Origin of the sequence: Streptomyces mutabilis (assembly GCF_014649815.1) — a bacterium.
Taxonomy (GTDB): domain Bacteria; phylum Actinomycetota; class Actinomycetes; order Streptomycetales; family Streptomycetaceae; genus Streptomyces; species Streptomyces mutabilis.
Genome location: NZ_BMTT01000002.1, coordinates 793,116 through 812,213, shown reverse-complemented (window position 1 = coordinate 812,213; position 19,098 = coordinate 793,116). Strand labels below are relative to the sequence as shown.

At 73.6% G+C, this 19,098-nt stretch carries 15 protein-coding genes and 4 pseudogenes; 8 read left to right on the top strand and 11 right to left on the bottom strand.

The window, feature by feature from the left end; genetic code table 11:
• Positions 1-101 precede the first annotated feature (101 nt).
• Together IE142_RS07985 and IE142_RS07980 are read left to right on the top strand one after the other, a co-directional pair.
• Positions 102-686, top strand: coding sequence for an eCIS core domain-containing protein (locus IE142_RS07985; RefSeq protein ID WP_229830232.1), 585 nt, complete (start codon positions 102-104; stop codon positions 684-686).
• A gap of 106 nt (positions 687-792) precedes the next feature.
• Positions 793-2,229, top strand: coding sequence for an RICIN domain-containing protein (locus IE142_RS07980; RefSeq protein WP_191884997.1), 1,437 nt, complete (start codon positions 793-795; stop codon positions 2,227-2,229).
• A gap of 38 nt (positions 2,230-2,267) precedes the next feature.
• Here the strand turns inward: IE142_RS07980 and IE142_RS07975 are convergent, their stop codons facing one another.
• From IE142_RS07975 to IE142_RS07965, 3 genes are all read right to left on the bottom strand, one after another.
• Positions 2,268-4,262 carry an ATP-binding protein gene (locus IE142_RS07975; protein ID WP_370466316.1) on the bottom strand — a complete coding sequence of 665 codons (1,995 nt, stop codon included), beginning with the start codon at positions 4,260-4,262 and terminating at the stop codon, positions 2,268-2,270.
• Positions 4,263-4,435: 173 nt separating this feature from the next.
• Complete coding sequence (locus IE142_RS07970) at positions 4,436-5,125, bottom strand: Pvc16 family protein (RefSeq protein WP_191884996.1); 690 nt, start codon at positions 5,123-5,125, stop codon at positions 4,436-4,438.
• Between the two features lie 162 nt (positions 5,126-5,287).
• Complete coding sequence (locus IE142_RS07965; protein WP_043381831.1) at positions 5,288-5,971, bottom strand: helix-turn-helix transcriptional regulator; 684 nt, start codon at positions 5,969-5,971, stop codon at positions 5,288-5,290.
• 356 nt (positions 5,972-6,327) lie between these two features.
• Here IE142_RS07965 and IE142_RS07960 point away from each other — a divergent pair, with 356 nt between their 5' ends.
• On the top strand, positions 6,328-9,312 hold the full coding sequence (locus IE142_RS07960; protein ID WP_191884995.1) for a helix-turn-helix transcriptional regulator: 2,985 nt from the start codon (positions 6,328-6,330) through the stop codon (positions 9,310-9,312).
• Between the two features lie 44 nt (positions 9,313-9,356).
• On the opposite strand, the gene IE142_RS07955 is transcribed toward IE142_RS07960, so the two are convergent.
• From IE142_RS07955 to IE142_RS07945, 3 genes and pseudogenes are all read right to left on the bottom strand, one after another.
• A complete protein-coding gene (locus IE142_RS07955) occupies positions 9,357-10,280 on the bottom strand; it encodes an aminoglycoside phosphotransferase family protein (RefSeq protein ID WP_370466314.1) in 924 nt (307 codons plus the stop codon).
• A 42-nt stretch (positions 10,281-10,322) separates the two neighbouring features.
• The gene (locus IE142_RS07950) at positions 10,323-11,822 is read right to left on the bottom strand and encodes an MFS transporter (protein ID WP_191884993.1); all 1,500 of its coding nucleotides are present in this window, start codon (positions 11,820-11,822) and stop codon (positions 10,323-10,325) included.
• 29 nt (positions 11,823-11,851) lie between these two features.
• Positions 11,852-11,977, bottom strand: a pseudogene (locus IE142_RS07945) (NAD(P)-binding protein); the annotation flags it as partial.
• 68 nt (positions 11,978-12,045) lie between these two features.
• On the opposite strand from IE142_RS07945, the gene IE142_RS37320 reads away from it, so the two are divergent.
• The gene (locus tag IE142_RS37320) at positions 12,046-12,756 is read left to right on the top strand and encodes a pentapeptide repeat-containing protein (protein WP_191884992.1); all 711 of its coding nucleotides are present in this window, start codon (positions 12,046-12,048) and stop codon (positions 12,754-12,756) included.
• Between the two features lie 30 nt (positions 12,757-12,786).
• Here IE142_RS37320 and IE142_RS07935 read toward each other — a convergent pair whose 3' ends face one another.
• The 3 genes and pseudogenes from IE142_RS07935 to IE142_RS36410 form a co-directional block, all read right to left on the bottom strand.
• Entirely contained in the window at positions 12,787-13,287 is a 501-nt protein-coding gene (locus tag IE142_RS07935) for a hypothetical protein (RefSeq protein WP_043383564.1), read from the bottom strand.
• 306 nt (positions 13,288-13,593) lie between these two features.
• Complete coding sequence (locus IE142_RS07930; RefSeq protein WP_191884991.1) at positions 13,594-14,997, bottom strand: M1 family metallopeptidase; 1,404 nt, start codon at positions 14,995-14,997, stop codon at positions 13,594-13,596.
• A gap of 110 nt (positions 14,998-15,107) precedes the next feature.
• Positions 15,108-15,260: pseudogene (locus IE142_RS36410) on the bottom strand (heme-binding protein); the annotation flags it as partial.
• A 5-nt stretch (positions 15,261-15,265) separates the two neighbouring features.
• Here IE142_RS36410 and IE142_RS36405 point away from each other — a divergent pair.
• The 4 genes and pseudogenes from IE142_RS36405 to arfB all read left to right on the top strand — a co-directional run.
• A pseudogene (locus IE142_RS36405) lies at positions 15,266-15,517 on the top strand (ATP-binding protein); the annotation flags it as partial.
• Positions 15,518-15,679: 162 nt separating this feature from the next.
• A complete protein-coding gene (locus IE142_RS07925; RefSeq protein WP_502266892.1) occupies positions 15,680-16,246 on the top strand; it encodes a response regulator in 567 nt (188 codons plus the stop codon).
• Positions 16,129-17,154 (top strand): LuxR C-terminal-related transcriptional regulator, encoded by a 1,026-nt coding sequence (locus tag IE142_RS39405; protein WP_502266893.1) that lies wholly within the window; start codon positions 16,129-16,131, stop codon positions 17,152-17,154. The genes IE142_RS07925 and IE142_RS39405 overlap by 118 nt, the downstream gene beginning before the upstream one ends.
• A gap of 32 nt (positions 17,155-17,186) precedes the next feature.
• Positions 17,187-17,624, top strand: a complete 438-nt coding sequence (gene arfB / locus IE142_RS07915; protein ID WP_043381813.1) for an alternative ribosome rescue aminoacyl-tRNA hydrolase ArfB — start codon at positions 17,187-17,189, stop codon at positions 17,622-17,624.
• 36 nt (positions 17,625-17,660) lie between these two features.
• Here arfB and IE142_RS07910 read toward each other — a convergent pair.
• Together IE142_RS07910 and IE142_RS07905 are read right to left on the bottom strand one after the other, a co-directional pair.
• A pseudogene (locus IE142_RS07910) lies at positions 17,661-18,133 on the bottom strand (GNAT family N-acetyltransferase).
• Positions 18,134-18,180: 47 nt separating this feature from the next.
• Positions 18,181-18,780 carry a flavin reductase family protein gene (locus IE142_RS07905; RefSeq protein WP_071528893.1) on the bottom strand — a complete coding sequence of 200 codons (600 nt, stop codon included), beginning with the start codon at positions 18,778-18,780 and terminating at the stop codon, positions 18,181-18,183.
• Between the last annotated feature and the right edge of the window lie 318 nt (positions 18,781-19,098).

Here is a 19,098-nt window from a genome sequence, read left to right as displayed (position 1 = left end):
GCGCGCACGGAACGCGGAGCCGGCCGTCCGACGAGCGGGACACGACTCGCCGCGCCATCCCGCCGAGCGCACCGGTCCAACGGATGCTGAACCTGCAGCACATGGCGGGGAACGCGGCCGTGGCCCGGGCCGTCGAGACGCAACGGCACCGGCACGGCCCGGGATGCGGGCACGAGGCCCCGGCCGTGCAGCGCCGGGAGGCCGTGGGGCACGAGCACGGGCCGGGGTGCGACCACGGAGGGGCCGGGGAGGACACCGCGCCGGAGGCCCAGCGCAGCCTCCTCGAGGCCGCCAAGGCCACACCGAGCAGCCCGCTGCCGGGGGAGTTCCTCGCGCAGGCGAAGTCGTTCTACCGGAACGACAGGCTCTCCGAGGGCCGCGTCCACGACAACCCGACGGCCCAGCGCGCCACCGCGGCACTGGGCGCTCAGGCCATGACGGTCGGCAAGGACATCTTCCTCGGCCCGGCCGCGGTCGGTAACACGGAGATCCTCGCGCACGAGACCAGCCACCTCGACAAGAACCTCCGGGGCATCCGCGAGACGGGCGACGACAACGGCGCGGGCGTGACCGTGACCGACCCCGGGCAGGGTTCCGAGCGTGCCGCGGAGGCCGACGGCGCCGCCTTCCGGGCGGGCGCGAGCGTCGCCCCGTCCGTCGTCGCGCAGCGGGCGGAGGAGGAGTAGCGGGATCGCCCGGGGCGGTGAGGTCTCGTGGTGTCCGCCCTTTCGGGCAGCAGGCCCTGCCCCGGCGGCTCCTGACGACTCGGCGACTCCCGCTTAGCGTCGAGGCGTGAGCCTTTGGACTTCCCTGGAGCCCGCGTCCGTCACCGTCGATCCCGGGAGCAGTACGCGTGTGCGCCTTCGGGTGCGCAACACCGGCGACGTGGTGGACGAGTACCGGTTCGAGCCCGTGGGGGACGTGGCGCCCTGGACAACCGTGGAGCCGCAGACGCTCAGGCTCTACCCCGGGACCACCGGCACCGTCGAGGTGACGTTCGCTCCGCCGCGTACGCCGGATGCCGTGGCGGGGCCGAATCCGTACGCCGTGCGGATCACGCCGACGGAGCATCCGGAGGCGGTGACGGTTCCGGAGGGCAACCTGACGATCACGCCGTTCACCGAGGTGCGGGCGGAGTTGGTGCCGCCGACGGTGAAGGGCCGGTTCCGGGGGCGGCCGCGGCTGGCGGTGGACAATCTCGGTAATACGAAGGTCACGGCGTCGGTTTCCGGGAGTGATACCGGGGATCATCTGTCGTACGAGATCCGTCCGGGGAATGTGCAGATCGAGCCGGGGCGTGCGGCGTTCGTGGAGACGACGCTCAAGCCGCGGCAGGTCATCTGGTTCGGGTCGAAGGAGGAGCGGCCGTACACGTTGGCGGTGCGGCGGTCGGGGGTCGATCCGACGGAGGTGGAGGGGACGTATGTCCAGCGGGGATTCCTGCCGCGCTGGCTGGCGACCTTCTTCGGTTTCGCGCTGGCACTGACCATCGCGTTCGTGATGATCTGGATCGCGTACAAGCCGCAGGTCCGCAGCAGTGCCACCGAGCAGGTGGAGCAGGCGGGCGCCGCCCTCGCGCCGAGCCCCAGCGCGTCGCCGGAGACCCTCCCCAGCTCCGCCGAGGCGGCCCCCGAGGTACCGCTCGCGCCCGAGCAGCCGGCATCCGAGGAACCGAAGAACGACGGAGGCGGAGGCGGTGGCGGCGGTGGCGGCGAGTCCAAGGGGCCCGAGAAGCCCAAGCCGGTGGTGCCCGCCGAGAACGTCCTGCTGCGCAACGCAACCACCGGTATGTGCGCCGAACTCCCCGGCCGTGGGAAAGGGGAGATAGACGGCCCGGTCCAGCAGGCCGTCTGCGACGACACCGACGGGGACAACCAGATCTGGGACCTCGAGGTGAAGTACGAGAAGGGCGGCCCCGGCGGGGCGGCTCTCTTCCAGATCCGGAACGTCAAGGACGAGTTCTGCATGGACCTGGGCGAGCACGGCTCCCGGCCCATCACGACGCCCGTCTCCGAGTTCCACTGCGACGGCACGCTCGCCGACAACCAGCTCTGGTGGATCGACAAGCAGCCCAGCGGCGCCTACTGGATCCGCAACTTCGTCAGCGAGAACAGCTGCCTGGACGTGTCCAACGCCAACGGCGGCGGCCTCTTCGCCCGGCTGACGATCTACACCTGCACCAACTCCGACGACCAGGAGTGGGAGATCGTCCCGGTGGAGAAGGACTGACAGCGATGGTCGCTGCGGCTACGCCCGGGGTCTGACGGTCACCAGCCGCCTTCGCCGGGCACCAGCCGCCCGGCCTTGCGGTACTCCCGGCGGGCGCCCTCCAGGAGGTCGTCCGCCGTCACCGTCCCCCCGCGTCCGGCGGCCAGGTAGGCGGCGGTGACCACCGCGCTGCGGATCGAACCGCCGGCCAGCTCGAAGTCCCGGGCCAGCGGCTCCGGATCGATGCCGTCGGCGGACGGTACGTGGGTCAGGCCGTGCCGCCACAGCGCCAGCCGCTGCCCCGGGTCCGGGAACGGGAAGTCGACCACCAGGTCCAGGCGCCGGGTGAACGCCTCGTCGATGTTGGCGCGCAGGTTGGTGGTCAGCAGCGCGATGCCGTCGAAGGACTCCAGCCGCTGGAGCAGGTAGGCGCTCTCCATGTTGGCGTACCGGTCGTGCGAGTCCTTGACCTCGGAGCGCTTGCCGAAGACCGCGTCGGCCTCGTCGAAGAGGAGGACGGCGTCGGTGCGGTCGGCCTCCGTGAAGATCCGTTCCAGGTTCTTCTCGGTCTCGCCGACGTACTTGTCGACGATCGACGACAACTGGACGACGTAGAGGTCCAGGCCCAGGTCGGCCGCGACCACCTCGGCCGACAGGGTCTTGCCGGTGCCGGACTCGCCCGCGAACAGGCCGAGCACGCCCCGGCCGCGCCCGCCGCCCGCGCTGAGCCGCCAGTCGCCGAGTACGCGGTCGCGGTGGCGGGCGCGCAGGGCGAGTTCACGCAGCTGGGTGAGGGGTTTGTCGGGCAGGACCAGGTCGTTCCAGTCCACGGCGGGCCGGATGCGCCGGGCGTGGCTCTCCAGCCCGGAAGCCGACTGGCGGCGGGCGGCGAGCCGGACGTGGTCGGCGGTGACCGGGCCGCCGTCGAAGGCGGCTAGGGCGCGGGCGGCCTCGGCGGCCCGCCGGACGCGGTCGCCGCCCAGGCGGTACGGGGCGACGGTGGCGGCCAGGTCGAAGGCGTCGGCGTCCGTGCCCAGGGCGGCCCGCCAGGCGGCCGTTCCGCCGGCCCGGCGGGACGGCGCCTCCAGGACCAGGGGGTCGTTCGGCGACCAGTGCGGGTCGTAGGGGCGGGGGTCCGTCAGCAGCACGGTCACGTCGCTCGCCGCGGTCAGCGCCCGCACCAGCGGGCCGGGCCGTTCGGGCAGGCCCGGCACGACGATCAGCCGGCCGCCGAGGCGGGCCTCCCGCAGCAGCTCGGGGACGTGGTCCCCTGGGTCCGGGCAGTGCAGCGCGTCGAGGCCGGCCAGCCGCAGGGCGGAGGCGATGGCGGCCAGGCCGTCGCCCTCGCGCTGTTCCCGCAGGTGGACGGTGTGCGGGCCGGCCAGGAGGCGGGTGGCGAGCCGGTGCGCGAAATCCTCGGCGGCGGCGTCGGCGGGCAGCGGCTCCGGCATCGGGTGCAGGCGGCCGAGCAGGGCGGCGTCCGGGGTGTCGTCACCGAGGAGGTGGCCGATCAGCCGGTCGGGGACGCTCAGCGAACGGGTCAGGAACGGGCGTTCCGGCTCCTCGACGTCCAGCAGGCCGAGGGCACGCAGCGGTGCCGAGGCGTGCAGCCGGGCGCGGGCCGCCGCGGCGTGCGCGGGTACGGCGCACAGGTCGAGGGCGAGGCCGACGGTGGCCCGGCGGCGGCTCACGTCGTCGTTGAGGTAGCCGTAGAGCGGCTCGAAGGTGCGGTCGACGTCGGGGGCGAGGGCGGCGAGCAGCACGGCGACGTCCAGCTCGGTCAGCCCCGCCCGGACTGCCAGGGAAGCCAGCCGGTCGGCCGTCCGGCCGTCGGTCGTCTGCGTGCCCTGGTCGGTGGCGGGGCCACCGCCGAGGCCGGCGCCGAGGCCGGGGTCCGCCCCGGGGCCGTCGTCGCCGGTGGCCGTGGGCGGCCAGGTCCGCAGCAGGTGCCGTACCGCCTCCTCGGACAGGTAGAGGCCCCGCAGCGGGTCGTCGGCGGTGGGATCGCCGGCGGCACGCCGTTCGACCAGCGCGGTCACCCGCTCCCGCAGCACGGCCAGCCGGGTGAGGAGGGCGGGGGCGGCGGCGGGGGCGCCGCGGGAGGCGGTCGGGCCGCCTGGGTCCTGGCCGTACCGGGGGGTATCTGTGCCCGGGCGTTCGTCGTGCACGGGGTCCGTCGCGGGCCCGTGATCGGGGGCCGGACCGCCGGAGGTGGTGTGGGGGGCGGTCACCGGGGGTCCGCGGGGCGGGCGGCCGGGTTCTTGCGGGCGGCGGCGCGGGCGGCGCGGGCGGCCGCGACCTGGTGGGGGCGGTGGGAGCGCCCGGTGGGCTCCGTCGTGTCGTCGGCCAGGTCGCGCACCCGGACGGTCGCGCCCTCGGTGACCGGGGGCCCGGCGTCGTACTCCGGGAAGGCGGGGAAGGGCGCGGTCACCACCAGGTCCAGGGACGGCTTGAGCTCGCCGCCCAGGGCGGACCAGATCTCGGCGAGGGAGCGGGACTCCGTCTGGATGCCGGCCACCGTCAGCGGCACCGACAGGCCCAGAGCCCGCAGGGAGCCGGGGAGTTCGGAGGGGGCCAGGAGCTCGCGGGGCAGCAGGGTCGCGAGTACGGCGGACAGCAGCCGGTGCTCGTCCTGCGGGGTCTTCGTCCACGCCGTCACCAGGTACGACAGCCGGAACCAGCGCGGTGGCTGGCGGCGCCGTACCACGATGTCGTCCTCGTCGCGCACCGCCATCTGACCGCGCTGCCGACGGGCCACGTCCTCGCGGATGTCGTACAAGTAGGCGTTGACGGAGGGAGCGTTGCGCCGGGCCGCCCAGTCGCGGGTGGGGGCCTCGAAGGACACGTCGATGCCCGATCCCGTCAACGCCCCGCCGGAAAGGAGGTTCTTGAGGACCTCGTCCACCTCGTGGATCACTCTCGCGCTCCCGCCCTGCCCGCACTGCCGTTCCGCCCGGCCCGCCGTCCGCCCCGATCGTGCCCCGGGCGGCACACCGCGCGCAGGCGCGCCGGGGACGGCGTCCGGGCAGGCCGCTTTGCCCCATCGGCCCCTACGGGCCGCGTTCGACTGCCTGTTCGGTCAGATGTAGCCTTCCCGCAGGGCATAGGCCACGGCGTGCGCGCGGTTGCGCAGGTGAAGTCGCGTGGTGAGTCCGTGCATGACGTTCTTGACGGTCCGTTCGGAGTAGGACAGCTTGCCGGCGATCTCACCGGTGTCGAGACCCTCGGCCACCAGTCGCAGGACGTCCACCTCGCGGGGCGCGAGGCCCAGTGAGGGGGCGCCGGGACGGCCCGCCGCACCCCGGTGCAGGGTGCCCACCTGGCTGATGAGCCGCCCGATCAGGTCGGCGGGCAGGTCGCCGTCGCCGCGGGCGGCGGCCAGCACCGCCTGCACCAGCCGGTGGGCGGTGGCCTCGTGGCGCCACACGATGGCGCCGACACCGCACTCGACGACGTCCAGCAGTTCGTTCTCGCGGATCGTGCCGACCACGAGCACGGCACGCGCGCCCTCGCTGCGCACGATGCGCCGCAGCCGGGTGAGCGCCGTCTCGTCCAGCGCGTCCTCGATGAGCAGGGCCACCGTGCCGGGGCCGGACTCCTCGCGCAGGTCGATCTCCGGGTGCCGCCGCAACTGGCTGACCGCTCCCTCGCGGCTGATCGGGTCCGGAGCGGACACCGCCACCGGGACGCGCCGGTCGGTGACACCGGTGGTCCGGCCGGTGCCGAGAGCGAATGCGGCGGTGGTCCGGGGTGAGTTGAACAACCGTTTCCCCCATGTTCTCGAGCCCGCCGTCCGGCACTGGCCGGTAGCGGATGAGCGTGTTCCACACTTCTGTGACTGCTGGGACCGCGCAATCGTGGACCACCACGAGGCACACCACGAGGCCACGACGACAACCGTCGCCAACGCGCCTCGGGCAGACGTTTCAGCAGGTCAGAGGATCCTGCGCAAGGGAGCGCGGGTTCGTGGCCGTGGGCGGGCAGCACCGTGAGCCTCGCCACAGCCACCGTCCGGCCCACGGAACACCGTTGCCACGCGTGGGCCACGTCACACCACGCCCGACCGCATTCGTACGTCTCACAGACCGGCGGAGCACCAACCACCACAGGAGGCACCCGATGACCGGATCGCTCCGTGAACGCGACGACGCCCGGGCGCTGGTGGCGGCGGAGACCGAGTGCGCCCTGGCCGGCACCGGGGGTCTCGTCCTGTTGCGCGGCGCCACCGGGACCGGCAGAACCGCCGTACTGGAGCACGCCGCGCGGCACGCCGCGGACCGCGGCCTGCGGGTCCTGCGTGCGCGCTGCTCGCCCGAAGGCACGGCGGTGCCCTTCGCCACGGTCCGACAACTCCTCTGCCCGGTGGCGGAGTTCACGGACCTCGCGCCCGGCGGCGACGACCGCGGCAGCGCGGCCCGGCTGTGGCGGCTGCTGCGGTCGTACGCGGACGAGGGTCCGCTGATGATGGCCGTCGACGACGTCCACCTGGCCGACGACCCCTCGCGCCGCTGGCTGTTGGAGGCGGCCCGGCGTCTGGACCGATTACCGGTACTGCTGGTGGTCACCGAGCGCAGCCAGTACGACGTAGACCCGCGGCCGGCCGGTCTCACCCAGACCCTGTCCCCCTCCCTCGTGCGCACCCACACCCTCGCCCCGCTCGGCGACGGGGCGGCGGCCGGCCTGGTCCGGGACGCCTTCCCGGGGGCCGGGCCGCGCTGGACGGCGCAGTGCGTACGCGCCGGCGCCGGCAGCCCGCTGCTGCTGCACGCCCTGCTGGACGACCTGGGCGGCGCCCCGCGCCCGGACGGCTCCGCGCCCGACGGCGTTCCGCCCCTGCCCGCCACCTGCGCCGAGCTCTACCCCGGCAGTTACCCGGCGGCCGTCTCCTGGTGGCTGAACAGCGCCGGCACCGCGACGGCCGACGTGGCCCGCTGCCTGGCGGCACTGGAACAGGCGTGGCCCAAGGGCCCGGACGGCGACCGGGCGGGGCTGCCGGCGGAGGGGGACGCCGGTGATCGGGGTGGGCTGTTCGGAAGCGCGGACGCCGTTGGTCGGGATGGGCTGCTCGGTAGCGCGGACATCGGTGGCCGGGGTGGCCCGCGTGCCGGGACGGACAGGGACGGCTGGGGTGGCCCGCGTGCCGAGGCGGACCCCGGTGATCCGGTCGTTCTGCTGGCCGAGGCGGCCGGGGCCGACCCCGCCCGTGTCGCCGGGTGGCTCGCCGCCATGACGCGGCTCGGGCTGCTGCGGCGGGACGCCTCCGGCCGCCCCCGCTACGCCCACCCACTGCTGCGCGACGCCGTGCTCACCGGCTGGCCCCGCCCCCGCCGGGAGGCGGCGCACCGGGCGGCGGCCGAGGCGTCGCTGCGCCGGGGCGGCCGGGTCGAGGCGGTCGCCCGGCACCTGCTGCGGACGCCGGCCGTCACGGAGCCCTGGGCGCTGCGCGTGCTGCGGGACGCGGTGACGGTCGCCGTGCACGACGCCCGGCCCGCGGACGCCGTCGCCTACCTGCGCCGGGCGCTGGACGAGCCGCTCGCCGACGACCTGCGGCAGCGGCTGCTGACCGAACTGGGCTCCCTGGAGTACGCGTCGGCCGACGCCCCCGCCGCCATCGCGCGCCTCGCCGAGGCCCAGCACCTGCCGGCCGACCCCCGCAACCGGGTCCGTACGGCCGTCGCCCTCGGCACCGCCCTCGCGTCCCGCGGCGAGATCCGTACGGCCATGGAGGTGCTGCGCCGCACGGAGGGCCGGCTGTCCGGCCACCCGGGCCTCACCCGCACCGTGCAGGCCGCCGGCGCGCTGCTGTCCGACCAGGACCTGGCGACCCGCCAGGAGGTGTACCGGTGGCTGTGCGAGACCGGCGAGCACGCGCCGGAGCTGCTCGGCACCACCGGACAGGCGCTGCTGGTGCGGTACGGGGCGACCGCCGGGCTGATCTCGGCGCAGGAGGCGATGACGCGCGTACGGGCCCTGCTCGCGCAACCCGGCGATCCGCTGGCGGAGCCGTTCCTGCTGGGTACGGCCGCCGCGGTCGCCCAGTGGGCCGACGAACTCGACGAGGCGGAACGGCTCGTGGAGCGCGGGCTGGCCGGGCAGCACCCCGCCCTGCTGCACCCGATGCAGCACGCGCTCCTCAACACCCGCGCCGACATCGCCGCGGCCCGCGGTGACCACGCCCGCCTGCTCGCCGACGACTTCCGCGCCGACGCGGGGGCTCCCCGTACCGCGCCCACCAACCGGGACGCCCACGCCCTGATGGCACTCGTCCACACCGGCCGGACCGAAGCGGCCGGACGGCTCGCGCGCGCCTTCGACCTGCGCCGGGCGCCGGAGTCCTGGGAGCTGAACCGCTTCCTGTACGCACGGGGCGTGCAGCGGGCCGCCGCCGGTGACGTGGTGGGAGCGCTCCACGACTTCCTGGAGTGCGGACGGCGGCAGGCGGCCCGCGACGTGGTCAGCCCCGTCGTCACCCCGTGGCGGACGGCGGTCGCGGAGTGTCGGCTGGCGCTGGGCGGTGGCCAGGACGCGCTGGCCCTGGCGACGGAGGAACTGCGGCTGGCCCGGGTGTGGAACACCCCGCGCACCGTGGGCCGTGCCCTGCGCGTACTGGGCTCAGCGACCGGGGGCCGGCGCGGTCTGGAGCTCGCCGAGGAGGCCGTACGGACCCTGCGGGACGGGCCCGTCGACACCGGCACGGAACTGATCGAGGCGCTGCTCGCCCAGGGCCGCCAGCTCCTCGCCGCCGGCGAACGCGGCCGTGCCCGGAACCGCCTGCGCGAGGCGGCGGACCTGGCCGAACGCAAGGGCGCCGTACGGCTGCTCGCCCTGGCCGGGCAGGTTCTGCGCGACAGCGGCGCCAGGAGCCCGGTGAGCGCCGGGACCGGCCCCGGGGCGCTGACCGGCAGCGAGCGCCGGATCGCCGAACTGGCCGCCGCCGGACGCACCAACACCGAGATCGCCGACCTGCTCCACCTGGCCCGGCGCACCGTGGAGACCCACCTGACCAGCGCCTACCGGAAGCTGCGCATTCGCCGCCGAACCGAACTGCCGGCCGCCCTGGCCCCCGACCGCCCCCACGGCACCCGCTCTCTCCCGCAGGACTGAGTCCACCGGGCTCGGCCCGGCGGCCTCCAGGGACTGCCGAGGGCTCACGGCGTGCGAAGCGTCCGCCCGATCTCCAGTTGTACGGCTTCCAGCGGGTCGCCGTCCTCGACGTTCCACAGGCAGTTCTGCAGGACGCGGCCGAGGGTCCAGGCGCGGGCCCGTTCCCGGTCGAGTCCGAGGACGTCGGTCATGGCGTCGAACCGCCATAGGGTCTCGTCCGGGTCGTAGCGGTTGTCGAGGGCCGGCATCAGGTCGAAGGCGGGGTCGCCGGCCAGCGGCTTGGGGTCGATGGCCAGCCACGGGGCGCGATCGGAGCCGAGGACGTTCTCGTAGTGCAGGTCCCAGTGCAGCAGCCGGTCGCCGGGCTCGCCCGCGACCTCCCGCACGGCGGCCGCGCAGTCGGCGACCAGGCGCCGGTCCGCCGGGTCGGGGACGCGTTCCAGGGCCCGGGGTGTCCGCTCCAGCATGCCGCGCGCGATGTCTCCGAGGCGGCGCACGCCGGGTGGCGCCGGGGCCGCGGTGAGGTGGGCGAGCAGCCGGGCTACGACCAGGACGGCCTCGCGGGAGTCCGCGACCCCGTTGAGCGTGCGGGCCGGGTCCAGCCGCTCCAGCAGCATGGTTCCGGTGGCAGCGTCGTGGTCCAGCAGCCTTACCGCCCCGTCGCCGTCCCACAGGCGCAGTGCGACGGGCTCGCCCTCGGTCTCCGCGTCGAGGATCTGGAGCTTGAGCACGGCCGGGGTGCCGTCGCGGCGGACGACGGGCAGGACGAGGGCCGCCCAGCCGTGCATGGCGGGCCCGTCGAGGCGCAGCTGCCAGCGGTCCAGGAAGCCGGCGGCCAGCGCGGGCAGCGCGTCGACGAAGGCGCGGCCCGCCTCTCCGTTGTACTTCGCCTGCGCGGCGGCGAGCGCCTCCGGTACGTCGATCACGTCGGCCGACGCTACCGGTGGTCGGCCCGGGGGGCACGGCATTTATCGGCTTCCGAGTGCTCCCGCACCCGGCGGTCAATACACCTAGGCCACCGGTTCCGGCACCGGCCGGTCGGCCGGGGCGCCGTGCTTCGGGGCCTTCGCCGTCACCATCAGGCCCGCGACCAGGCCCGCCAGCAGCATGATGCCGGCGGCCAGCCAGATGGCGACTGTGTAACCGTGGACGATGCCCTCCCGGACGACCTGCTCCCGCTGGGTCGGGTCGGTGAGGTGGGAGGCGATCCAGGAGGTGCTGGTGCTGGTGGCGATCGTGTTGAGCAGCGCCGTGCCGATGGAGCCGCCCACCTGCTGCGAGGTGTTGACCGTCGCCGAGGTCACGCCGGAGTCCTGCGGGGCCACTCCGGCGGTGGCGGTGGAGAAGACCGGCATGAAGGTCAGGCCCATGCCGAGGCCCATAAGGATCAGTGCCGGAAGGATCCGGGAGGCGTAGGCCGAGTCCACGGTCAGCTGGGTGAGGATCACCATGCCGCCGGAGGCGAGGAGCATGCCGGGGACCATCAGCATGCGCGGGCCCACGCGGCGCAGCAGCCGGGCCGAGATCTGGGTGGAGCCGACGACGATCGAGGCGGTCATCGGCAGGAACGCCAGGCCGGTCCTCACGGGCGAGTACCCGAGGATCTCCTGGAGGTAGTAGGTCATGAACAGGAACAGCCCGAACATGCCGATGACGGCCAGCATCATGGTCAGGAAGCACCCGGCGCGGTTGCGGTCGCGGATGACGTGCAGCGGCAGCAGCGGCACCGGCGCCCGGGTCTGCCACCACACGAAGGCCGCGAGGAGGACGACGCCCGCGGCGAACAGCGCCAGCACCAGCGGATCGGTCCAGCCGCGCGGCTGCGCCTCGCTGAAGCCGTAGACGAGGGCGACGAGCCCGCCGCAGCCCAGCAGCACGCCGGGCACGTCGAGGCGGGCGCCGGGGCGGCCGGGGCGGTCGTGCAGCAGCACGAAGGCGCCGACCACGGCGGCGACGGCGACCGGGACGTTGACGTACAGGCACCAGCGCCAGTTCAGGTACTCGGTGAGCACACCGCCGACGATGAAGCCGATCGCGGCGCCGCTGCCGGCCAGCGCGCCGTAGATGCCGAAGGCCTTCCCGCGTTCCTTCGGGTCCGTGAAGGTCGTCGTCAGCAGGGACAGCGCGGACGGCGCCAGGACGGCGGCGAAGACGCCCTGGAGGGCGCGGGAGCCGAAGAGCATCGCCGGTGTGGTGGCGGCGCCGCCGATCGCGGAGGCGGCGGCGAAACCGATCAGTCCGATGACGAAGGTGCGCTTGCGGCCCACCAGGTCGGCGACCCGCCCGCCGAGCAGCAGCAGACCGCCGAAGGCGAGGGTGTAGGCGGTGATCACCCACTGCCGGTTGCCGTCGGACATGCCCAGGTCGCGCTGGGCCGACGGCAGCGCGATGTTCACGATGGTCGCGTCCAGGACGACCATCAGCTGCGCCAGCGCGATCACCACCAGCCCCCACCAGCGGCGGGGGTCGGCGTCCGCGGGCGTGGCCGGCTCACCTGTCCGGGCGTTCATCTGGCCAGAAGACCATGCATCGGGGCGTATCGCATCCCACCGGCGGCCGTCCGAGCCCGTCCGCCGAGCGTGTGGTGGGCCTCGTGCACGGTGACCTTGGCGCCCGCCTCGGCGGCGGTGATGGCCGCGGTCAGTCCGGCCGCCGGATGTGGCATGAGGCCGCAAGGAGGCGGTTCGCGCAGGTCGGCGCGGGTTGTCAGTGGCGGGGTGCAGCATGGAGGGCATGGCGAGGAGAGCGGCGGGCGGCGGCGGTGCGGGTTCGGCGCCGGGTACGGCATCGGTGCGGGAGGCGCGCCGCCCCGAGCTGCGGCTGCCGCCACTGGAGCCGTACGACGGCAATGGGCTGGAGCCGGACGGGGACTACGACGGGCTGGAGTTCCGGGAGACGGACCTCACGGGCCAGGACGGCGTGGGCGCCCGCTTCATGGACTGCGCGCTGACGGGGTGCGCGCTGGACGAGGCGTCCCTGCCCCGGGCCCGGCTGCTCGACACCGTCCTCAATAGCGTCCGGGGCGTCGGGGTGAATCTCGCCGAGGCGACCCTGCGCGACGTCGAGCTGCACGACGCCCGCCTGGGCGGTACCCAGCTGCACGGCGCCGTGCTGGAACGGGTCCTGATCCGCGGCGGCAAGATCGACTACTTGAATCTGCGCCGGTCCCGGCTCAAGGACGTGGTCTTCGAGGGCTGCGTCCTCGTCGAGCCGGACTTCGGGGGCGCCCGCCTGGAGCGGGTCGCGTTCGTGGACTGCGCCCTGAAGGAGACGGACTTCAGCGCGGCGACCCTCACGGACGTCGACCTGCGCGGCGCCGCCCCGCTGGAGCTGGCCCGGGGCGTGGACCGGCTGTCCGGCGCGGTGATCAGCCCGGCCCAACTCCTCGACCTGGCCCCCGTACTGGCGGCGGAGCTGGGGATGCGGGTGCTGGCACCGGAGTAGCGAGGACCCGTGTCCGGGGGCGCGCGGTGTTCAGGGAACGCGCGGAAAGCGGGCCTGGAGGGTCCAGATCGCCGGGTTGTCCGCCAAGTCCTCGTGCATGTCGCTGAGGTCGGCGATCAGGTCGTGCAGGAAGTCCCGGGCCTCCCGGCGCAGTTCGGCGTGCGAGAAGGACAGCGGGGGCTCGTCCGCCGGCATCCACTCCGCCTCGATGTCGACCCAGCCGAAGCGGCGTTCGAAGAGCAGGCGGTCGCTGGACTCGGTGAAGTCCAGCTCCGCCCGCTGCGGCCGGGCGGCGCGGGAGCCCGCCGGGTCCCGGTCGACGCGCTCCACGATGTCGCACAGGGCCCAGGCGAAGTCGAGCACCGGCACCCATCCCCAGGCTGTGGACAGCTCCCGGTCCGCCTCGGTGTCGGCGAGGTACACGTCGCCGCAGAACAGATCGTGTCGCAGGGCACGGACGTCCGCGCGACGGTAGTCGGTCTGCGGAGGGTCCGGGAAGCGGGTGGAGAGGGCGTAGCCGATGTCGAGCACGCAGGTGATGGTGTCACGGTCGCGGACCCGGCCGGTCGCCGCTCCCCGGTTCCGGCGTCGGTTGCGGCGGTCGAGGCGCGGCGACCAGGCCGTGGCTGTCGTGGTTCGCGGCTCTCACGGTCCACAGCTCTCATGGTCCACAGCGACTCGAAGCAGTCGGTGCTGTCGGTGGGCGACGAAGGCGGGAGCAGCGAGGCGACGGGGACGGGAGCAGCGAGGCGAAGGGGACGGGGGCAGCGAGGCGACGGGGACGGGAGCAGCGAGGCGAAGGGGACGGGGGCAGCGAGGTGACGGGGACGGGCCGTCTCACGACCGGTCCGGCCTGCCGTCCCCGTACAGCCAGTCCTCCCAGACCCCCGAGAAGTCCTCGTCCGGCGCCGACTTCTCCACGTACGCGGTGAAGTCCCCGGTGTCCGCGTTGCCGTGCCGGTGCGCGGCGGCCCAGCCCCGCAGGAGGTCCAGAAAGGCGTCGTCGCCGACCGTCTGGCGGATCTTGTGCAGGACCATCGCGCCGCGCTGGTAGACGGGGCTCGCCGAGATGTGCTCCGCGTCCGGCGGCTCAGCGGGCGGGAACGCCCAGATCGAGTCGTTCGCGTCCTCGTCGCCGTAGTAGGTGCCGTCGTAGAGCGCGTCGAAGGTCTCCTGGGCGGTGTCGCCGCCCTCGTCCTCCTCCCACAGCCACTCGGCGTAGGTGGCGAATCCCTCGTTGAGCCACATGTCGCGCCACGTCTTCGGGCTGACGGAGTTTCCGTACCACTGGTGCGCGAGCTCGTGGACGAGCAGGACGGTGTCGGGGGCACCGGGGAAGTAAGGCCGGTTCTGCGTCTCCAGGGCATAGCCGGCGTCCTCCACCCGGTCGACGATCGCCCCGGTCGAGGAGAAGGGGTACGGGCCGAAGTTGTCCCGGGCCCATCCCATGATCTCCGGGATCCGCCCCAGTGCCTCGCGGCTCGCGCCGGCCTGCCGCGGGTCGACGGCCGTGTACACGGGCACTCCGTCGTCGGTGGTGGAGCGGTCGGTCTGCCACTCCCCGACGGCGACCGTCACGACATGACTCGCCATCGGCTCGGCGACGTGCCAGGTGGACGTCGTACGGCCGCCGCGGGTCACTTCGCCCGTCAACTCGCCGTTGGAGACGGCACCGAGTCCCTTGGGCACGGTCACCCTCAGGTCGTACGTCGCCTTGTCGAAGGGGTGGTGGCTGCCGGGGAACCAGGCCATCGAGCCGGTGGGCTGGCCGAGCCCGACCGCGCCGTCGGCGGTGGGCAGCCAGCCCTCCTTCGAGTCGTCCGGGTCCTTGATCGTCACCGGTTCGCCGGAATAGCGGACGGTCACGCGGAAGGTCTCCCCGTCCTCCAGCTCGTCGGCCGGGCGGACGGTCAGCTCCTGACCGGCCCGGTTGAAGCGGGCGTCCCGGCCCTCGACGGTGACCTCCTCGACATCCAGGCCCTTGAGGTCGAGGTTGAAGGCGGACAGGTTCTGGGTCGCGCGGGCGGTGATCGCCGCCGTCCCGGTGAGGTGCTCGTCGTCGGGGTCGTAGGTCAGGGTCAGGTCGTAGTGACCGATGTCGTAGCCGCCGTTGCCCGCCTTGGGGAAGTACGGGTCGCGCACGCCTGAGCCACCGGGAGCCCCGTCGACCGAGCCGCCGCCGCTGCACGCCGCGAGTGCGGTGGCGGTGGCGGCGGCTACGAGCAGGCGGGTGGTGCGCACGTCGTGATCCTATGGGGCGTTTCACGTGAAACGCCCGTTGGGACCGGCTGTTGGGCCGACCGGGCGGGCTCGCGCCTGCCGGGAGGGCGTCAGTTCGGCGCCGGACGGCGTCAGTTCAGCGCCGCCGCGCCCGCCTGCGCGTACTTCTCGTCCAGGGCGCCGGACGGGGCGCCCGCCACACCGATGCCGGCGATCGGCGCCTTGCCGGACGTGACCGGGACGACATCGCCCAGGAACAGGGTGCCGGGGATGTCCTTCAGGTTCAGCGGCCCCGCGGGCCCTGGCCGCCCTGCCCCTCACCCTCTTCGACGACCAGGCCGTCCTGGACGTCACCGACGACGGACACGGCTTCGAACCGGCGGCGCTGTCCGACGCCCCCGTCGGGGCGCGCGGACACGGGCTGCCCGCGATGCGCGCCCGGCTGCGTCAGCCGGGCGGCACCCTGACCGTCGAGTCGGCACCGGGCGAGGGCACCGCCCTGTTCGCCGCCGTACCCCTGGAAGCGCCCCGCCCCGACCCGTCGGATACCGCGGGAGGGTCCTCGGTGACCGCTTCGGCCGTTCCGTACGGGGGTTCCCCAATGCGCTTCGGCCGTTTCGCGCGAGGCTCCTCGGTGACCGCTTCGGCCGATCCGCACCAGGCCCCTCGGTGACCGCTCCGGCCGACCCCCAGGAGGCCCACGATGAACCCTCCGGCGGACAGCGTGCCCGCCCCCGTCCGCATCCTGGTCTGCGACGACCACGCCGTCGTACGGGCCGGACTGCTCGCCCTGCTCGACAGCGCCCCCGGCATCGAGGTGGTCGGCGAGGCGGGCACCGGCCAGGAGGCCCTGGCCCTCGCGGCGCGGCTGGCGCCGGACGTGGTGCTGATGGACCTTCAGCTCGGCGCCGGCATCGACGGCGTGGAGGCCACCCACCGCCTCACCAGCACCCCCGCGACCGGCTCCGGCCGCGTCCCGCACGTCCTGGTGCTGACCACGTACGACACCGACGCCGACATCACCCGCGCCATCGAGGCCGGCGCGACCGGCTACCTGCTGAAGGCCGAGCGCCCCGAAAAGCTCTTCGCCGTCATCCACGCCGCCGCCGCACGACGCTGTCCGGGCCGGTGGCCGGCCGGGTCATGGCCAACATGCGCAGCCCGCGCCCCTCCCTCACCGACCGTGAACGCGACATCCCGGCCCAGCCCGTCACCGGCCTCGGCAACCGGGAGATCGCCCGCGCCCTGTTCATCAGCGAGGCGACGGTGAAGACGCATCTGCGCCGCTTCTACCACAAGCTGGGCGTCGACACCCCGCGCGGGCGCGGATGTGGTGGCGAAAGAACGGCGCCTGCTGTCCTGAGGCCGCCGCCGGAACGCCGAGGCCGCTGCCGGAACGCCGAACCCGCCCCCGGAACGCCGAAGGCCCCCCGGCCGGACGTCCGGGGAGCCTTCGTAGGAACGCGCGAGCGAACGTCAGACGTTCACGCCGAAGTCCTGGGCGATGCCCACGAGACCCGAGGCGTAGCCCTGGCCGACGGCGCGGAACTTCCACTCGGCGCCGTTGCGGTAGAGCTCGCCGAAGACCATGGCGGTCTCGGTGGCCGCGTCCTCCGACAGGTCGTAGCGGGCGATCTCGGCGCCGCCGGCCTGGTTGACGATGCGGATGTAGGCGTTGCGCACCTGGCCGAAGTTCTGCGAGCGGTTCTCCGCGTCGTAGATCGAGACCGGGAACACGATCTTCTCGATGTCGGCCGGGAGGGCGGCGAGGTTGACGTTGATCGCCTCGTCGTCGCCGGCGCCCTCACCGGTGCGGTTGTCACCGGTGTGGACGATGGTGTTGTCCGGCGTCTGCTTGTTGTTGAAGAAGACGAAGTGGGCGTCGGAGTAGACCTTGCCCTGCGTGTTGACCGCGATCGCGGAGGCGTCGAGGTCGAAGTCGGTGCCGGTGGTGGTACGGACGTCCCAGCCGAGGCCCACGGTGACTTCGGTCAGGCCCGGAGCCTCCTTGGTGAGCGAGACGTTGCCACCCTTGGACAGGCTTACAGCCATTGTTGGGAGTCCCTTCCCTCGTTTACGTACGGCAAGAAAGCTACAGCTACCCCCATGAACGACGAGGGGGGTCCACAAGGTTCCAGCTCTCTTTACTTTCTTTACCGAGGCCGGGGCCGAGGATAATGGGGTGACGTGGACCGGACGGGGACGGGAACATGGACGGCATGTCCGGTCCCCATGTCATCCGCGGCTCCGTCTCCCTGCCCGAGGCCGAGCTCGTCTGGCGTTTCTCGCGCTCCTCGGGGCCGGGCGGGCAGCACGTCAACACCACGGACACGGCCGTGGAGCTCCGCTTCGACCTGGCGCGCACCGAGGCGCTGCCCGAGGTGTGGAAGCGGCGCGCGCTGGAGCGGCTGGCCGGGCGCCTGACCGACGGGGTCGTCACCGTCCGTGCCTCCGAGCACCGCTCCCAGTGGCGCAACCGCGAGGCCGCCGCCGTACGCCTCGCGTCGCTGCTCGCCGAGGCCACCGCGCCCCCGCCCAAGCCCCGCAGACCCACCCGCATACCGCGCGGCATCAACGAACGCCGGCTGAGGGAGAAGAAGCAGCGCTCGGAGACCAAGCGGGGACGCTCCCCGAAGAACTGGGACTAGCTGGTTCGCGGACTGCGCCCAGCCAGTCCTCGGCGGTCACCGCCCCAGCCTCAGCACGCCCACGACCTCCCCCTCGCTGGTCTCCCCGTCGGGCCGGAAGCCCATCCCCAGGTAGAAGCCCTCGGGACCGGACGACCCCCGGTGCCACGTCACGTAGCACTCCTCGCCGCCGCGCCGACGGACCTCCTGGGCCACCGACTCCACCGCGAAGCGCCCGTAGCCCCGCCCTGCTCCCCGGCCGTGATGTTCAGCCACCACAGCCCGGAGCGCCGCACGCTGCCGTCCTCGTACCAGTCGATGTCGAAGAAGGCCATGAGGAAGCCGACGGGACGGTCGCCGTCGAGGATCAGGCGGGGCCAGGCGACGCCGGGATGGAAAGAGGCCTCGGCGAGGGACTTCACCACCGGTTCGACGGCGAATTCCTGGTCGGGGCGCACCCGGATGCCGAGGGCGGCCTCGAAGTTCGCGGGAGTGATCTCTTCGAGGCGGAGCCCTGTGCCGGTCGTCATGCGCGCACCCCAGGCGGGCGCCGCCGGGACCGGCGAGCGATCACCGCTCACCCCAACTGCCGGTACCGTCCCCGGAAGTACGCCAGTGGCCCTCCGTCCGCGCTCGGCAGCGAGGCGGTCAGCACGCGGCCGATCACCAGGGTGTGGTCCCCGGCGGACACGCGCTGCTCGGTGCGGCACTCCAGGGTGGCCAGCGCCCCGCCCACCAGGGGCGCGTCGGTCGCCTCGCCCCGCAGGTAGGGGATGTCCGCGAAGAGGAGCCGGTCGCTGACGCGGCCCTTCATCGCGAAGCGGCCGGCGATGTGCCGCTGGCTCTCGGACAGCACCGAGACCGCCCACAGTGGCTGCTCGTCCAGCAGGTCGTCCATGCGGGAGCCCTCGCGCAGGCTGACCAGGACCAGCGGCGGGTCCAGGGACACCGACATGAAGGCGGTGGCCGTCATCCCGACGTCCTCGCCGCTCGGCGCCTGCGGGTCGTCGGGGTCCAGCGGCTCCTCACGCGCGGTCACCAGGACCACGCCCGAGGCCAGCCGGGACATGGCGGCGCGGAACTCCTCGTTGCTCACCCCCTCAGCATGCCCGGCGGCGGGCGACGGCAACGGGAGCGTGGGGGACGCGGGGGACGTGAGGGAGGGAGTGTTCGGCACGTCATCACGCTAATCGCCGGGGCGACGGCCCCGCATCGGGCCCCGGGCCGAACCGGGACCTAGGACCACAGAACGAGCCGACAGGAGACGTGCGCATACCTACGAAATTTGCTTTCAGTAAACGCACGGGAAAAACGCAGAAACTTCACTCAATTGTTCACCTTTCACTGTGACTTGAGTCACAGGAGGTGGCAATTGTTGACCCTGTGTACCGAGTGGGCAGCGCGCTGTGATTCAGTGGCGGGGAACCGGAAGGGCACCATCAGCAAAGGCGCCGAGGCAACCCTTGATTCGCTGCGAGGTCTCGGGGGGAGGGCG

Bases quoted from the DNA above. Each gene is read 5' to 3' on its own strand.
- IE142_RS07955 (WP_370466314.1), bottom strand. From the start codon at position 10,280: ATGCCGTGCCCCCCGGGCCGACCACCGGTAGCGTCGGCCGACGTGATC.
- IE142_RS07925 (WP_502266892.1), top strand. From the start codon at position 15,680: ATGAACCCTCCGGCGGACAGCGTGCCCGCCCCCGTCCGCATCCTGGTC.
- IE142_RS07985 (WP_229830232.1), top strand. From the start codon at position 102: ATGGCGGGGAACGCGGCCGTGGCCCGGGCCGTCGAGACGCAACGGCAC.
- IE142_RS07950 (WP_191884993.1), bottom strand. From the start codon at position 11,822: ATGAACGCCCGGACAGGTGAGCCGGCCACGCCCGCGGACGCCGACCCC.
- IE142_RS07960 (WP_191884995.1), top strand. From the start codon at position 6,328: ATGACCGGATCGCTCCGTGAACGCGACGACGCCCGGGCGCTGGTGGCG.
- IE142_RS39405 (WP_502266893.1), top strand. From the start codon at position 16,129: ATGCGCAGCCCGCGCCCCTCCCTCACCGACCGTGAACGCGACATCCCG.
- IE142_RS37320 (WP_191884992.1), top strand. From the start codon at position 12,046: ATGGCGAGGAGAGCGGCGGGCGGCGGCGGTGCGGGTTCGGCGCCGGGT.
- arfB (WP_043381813.1), top strand. From the start codon at position 17,187: ATGGACGGCATGTCCGGTCCCCATGTCATCCGCGGCTCCGTCTCCCTG.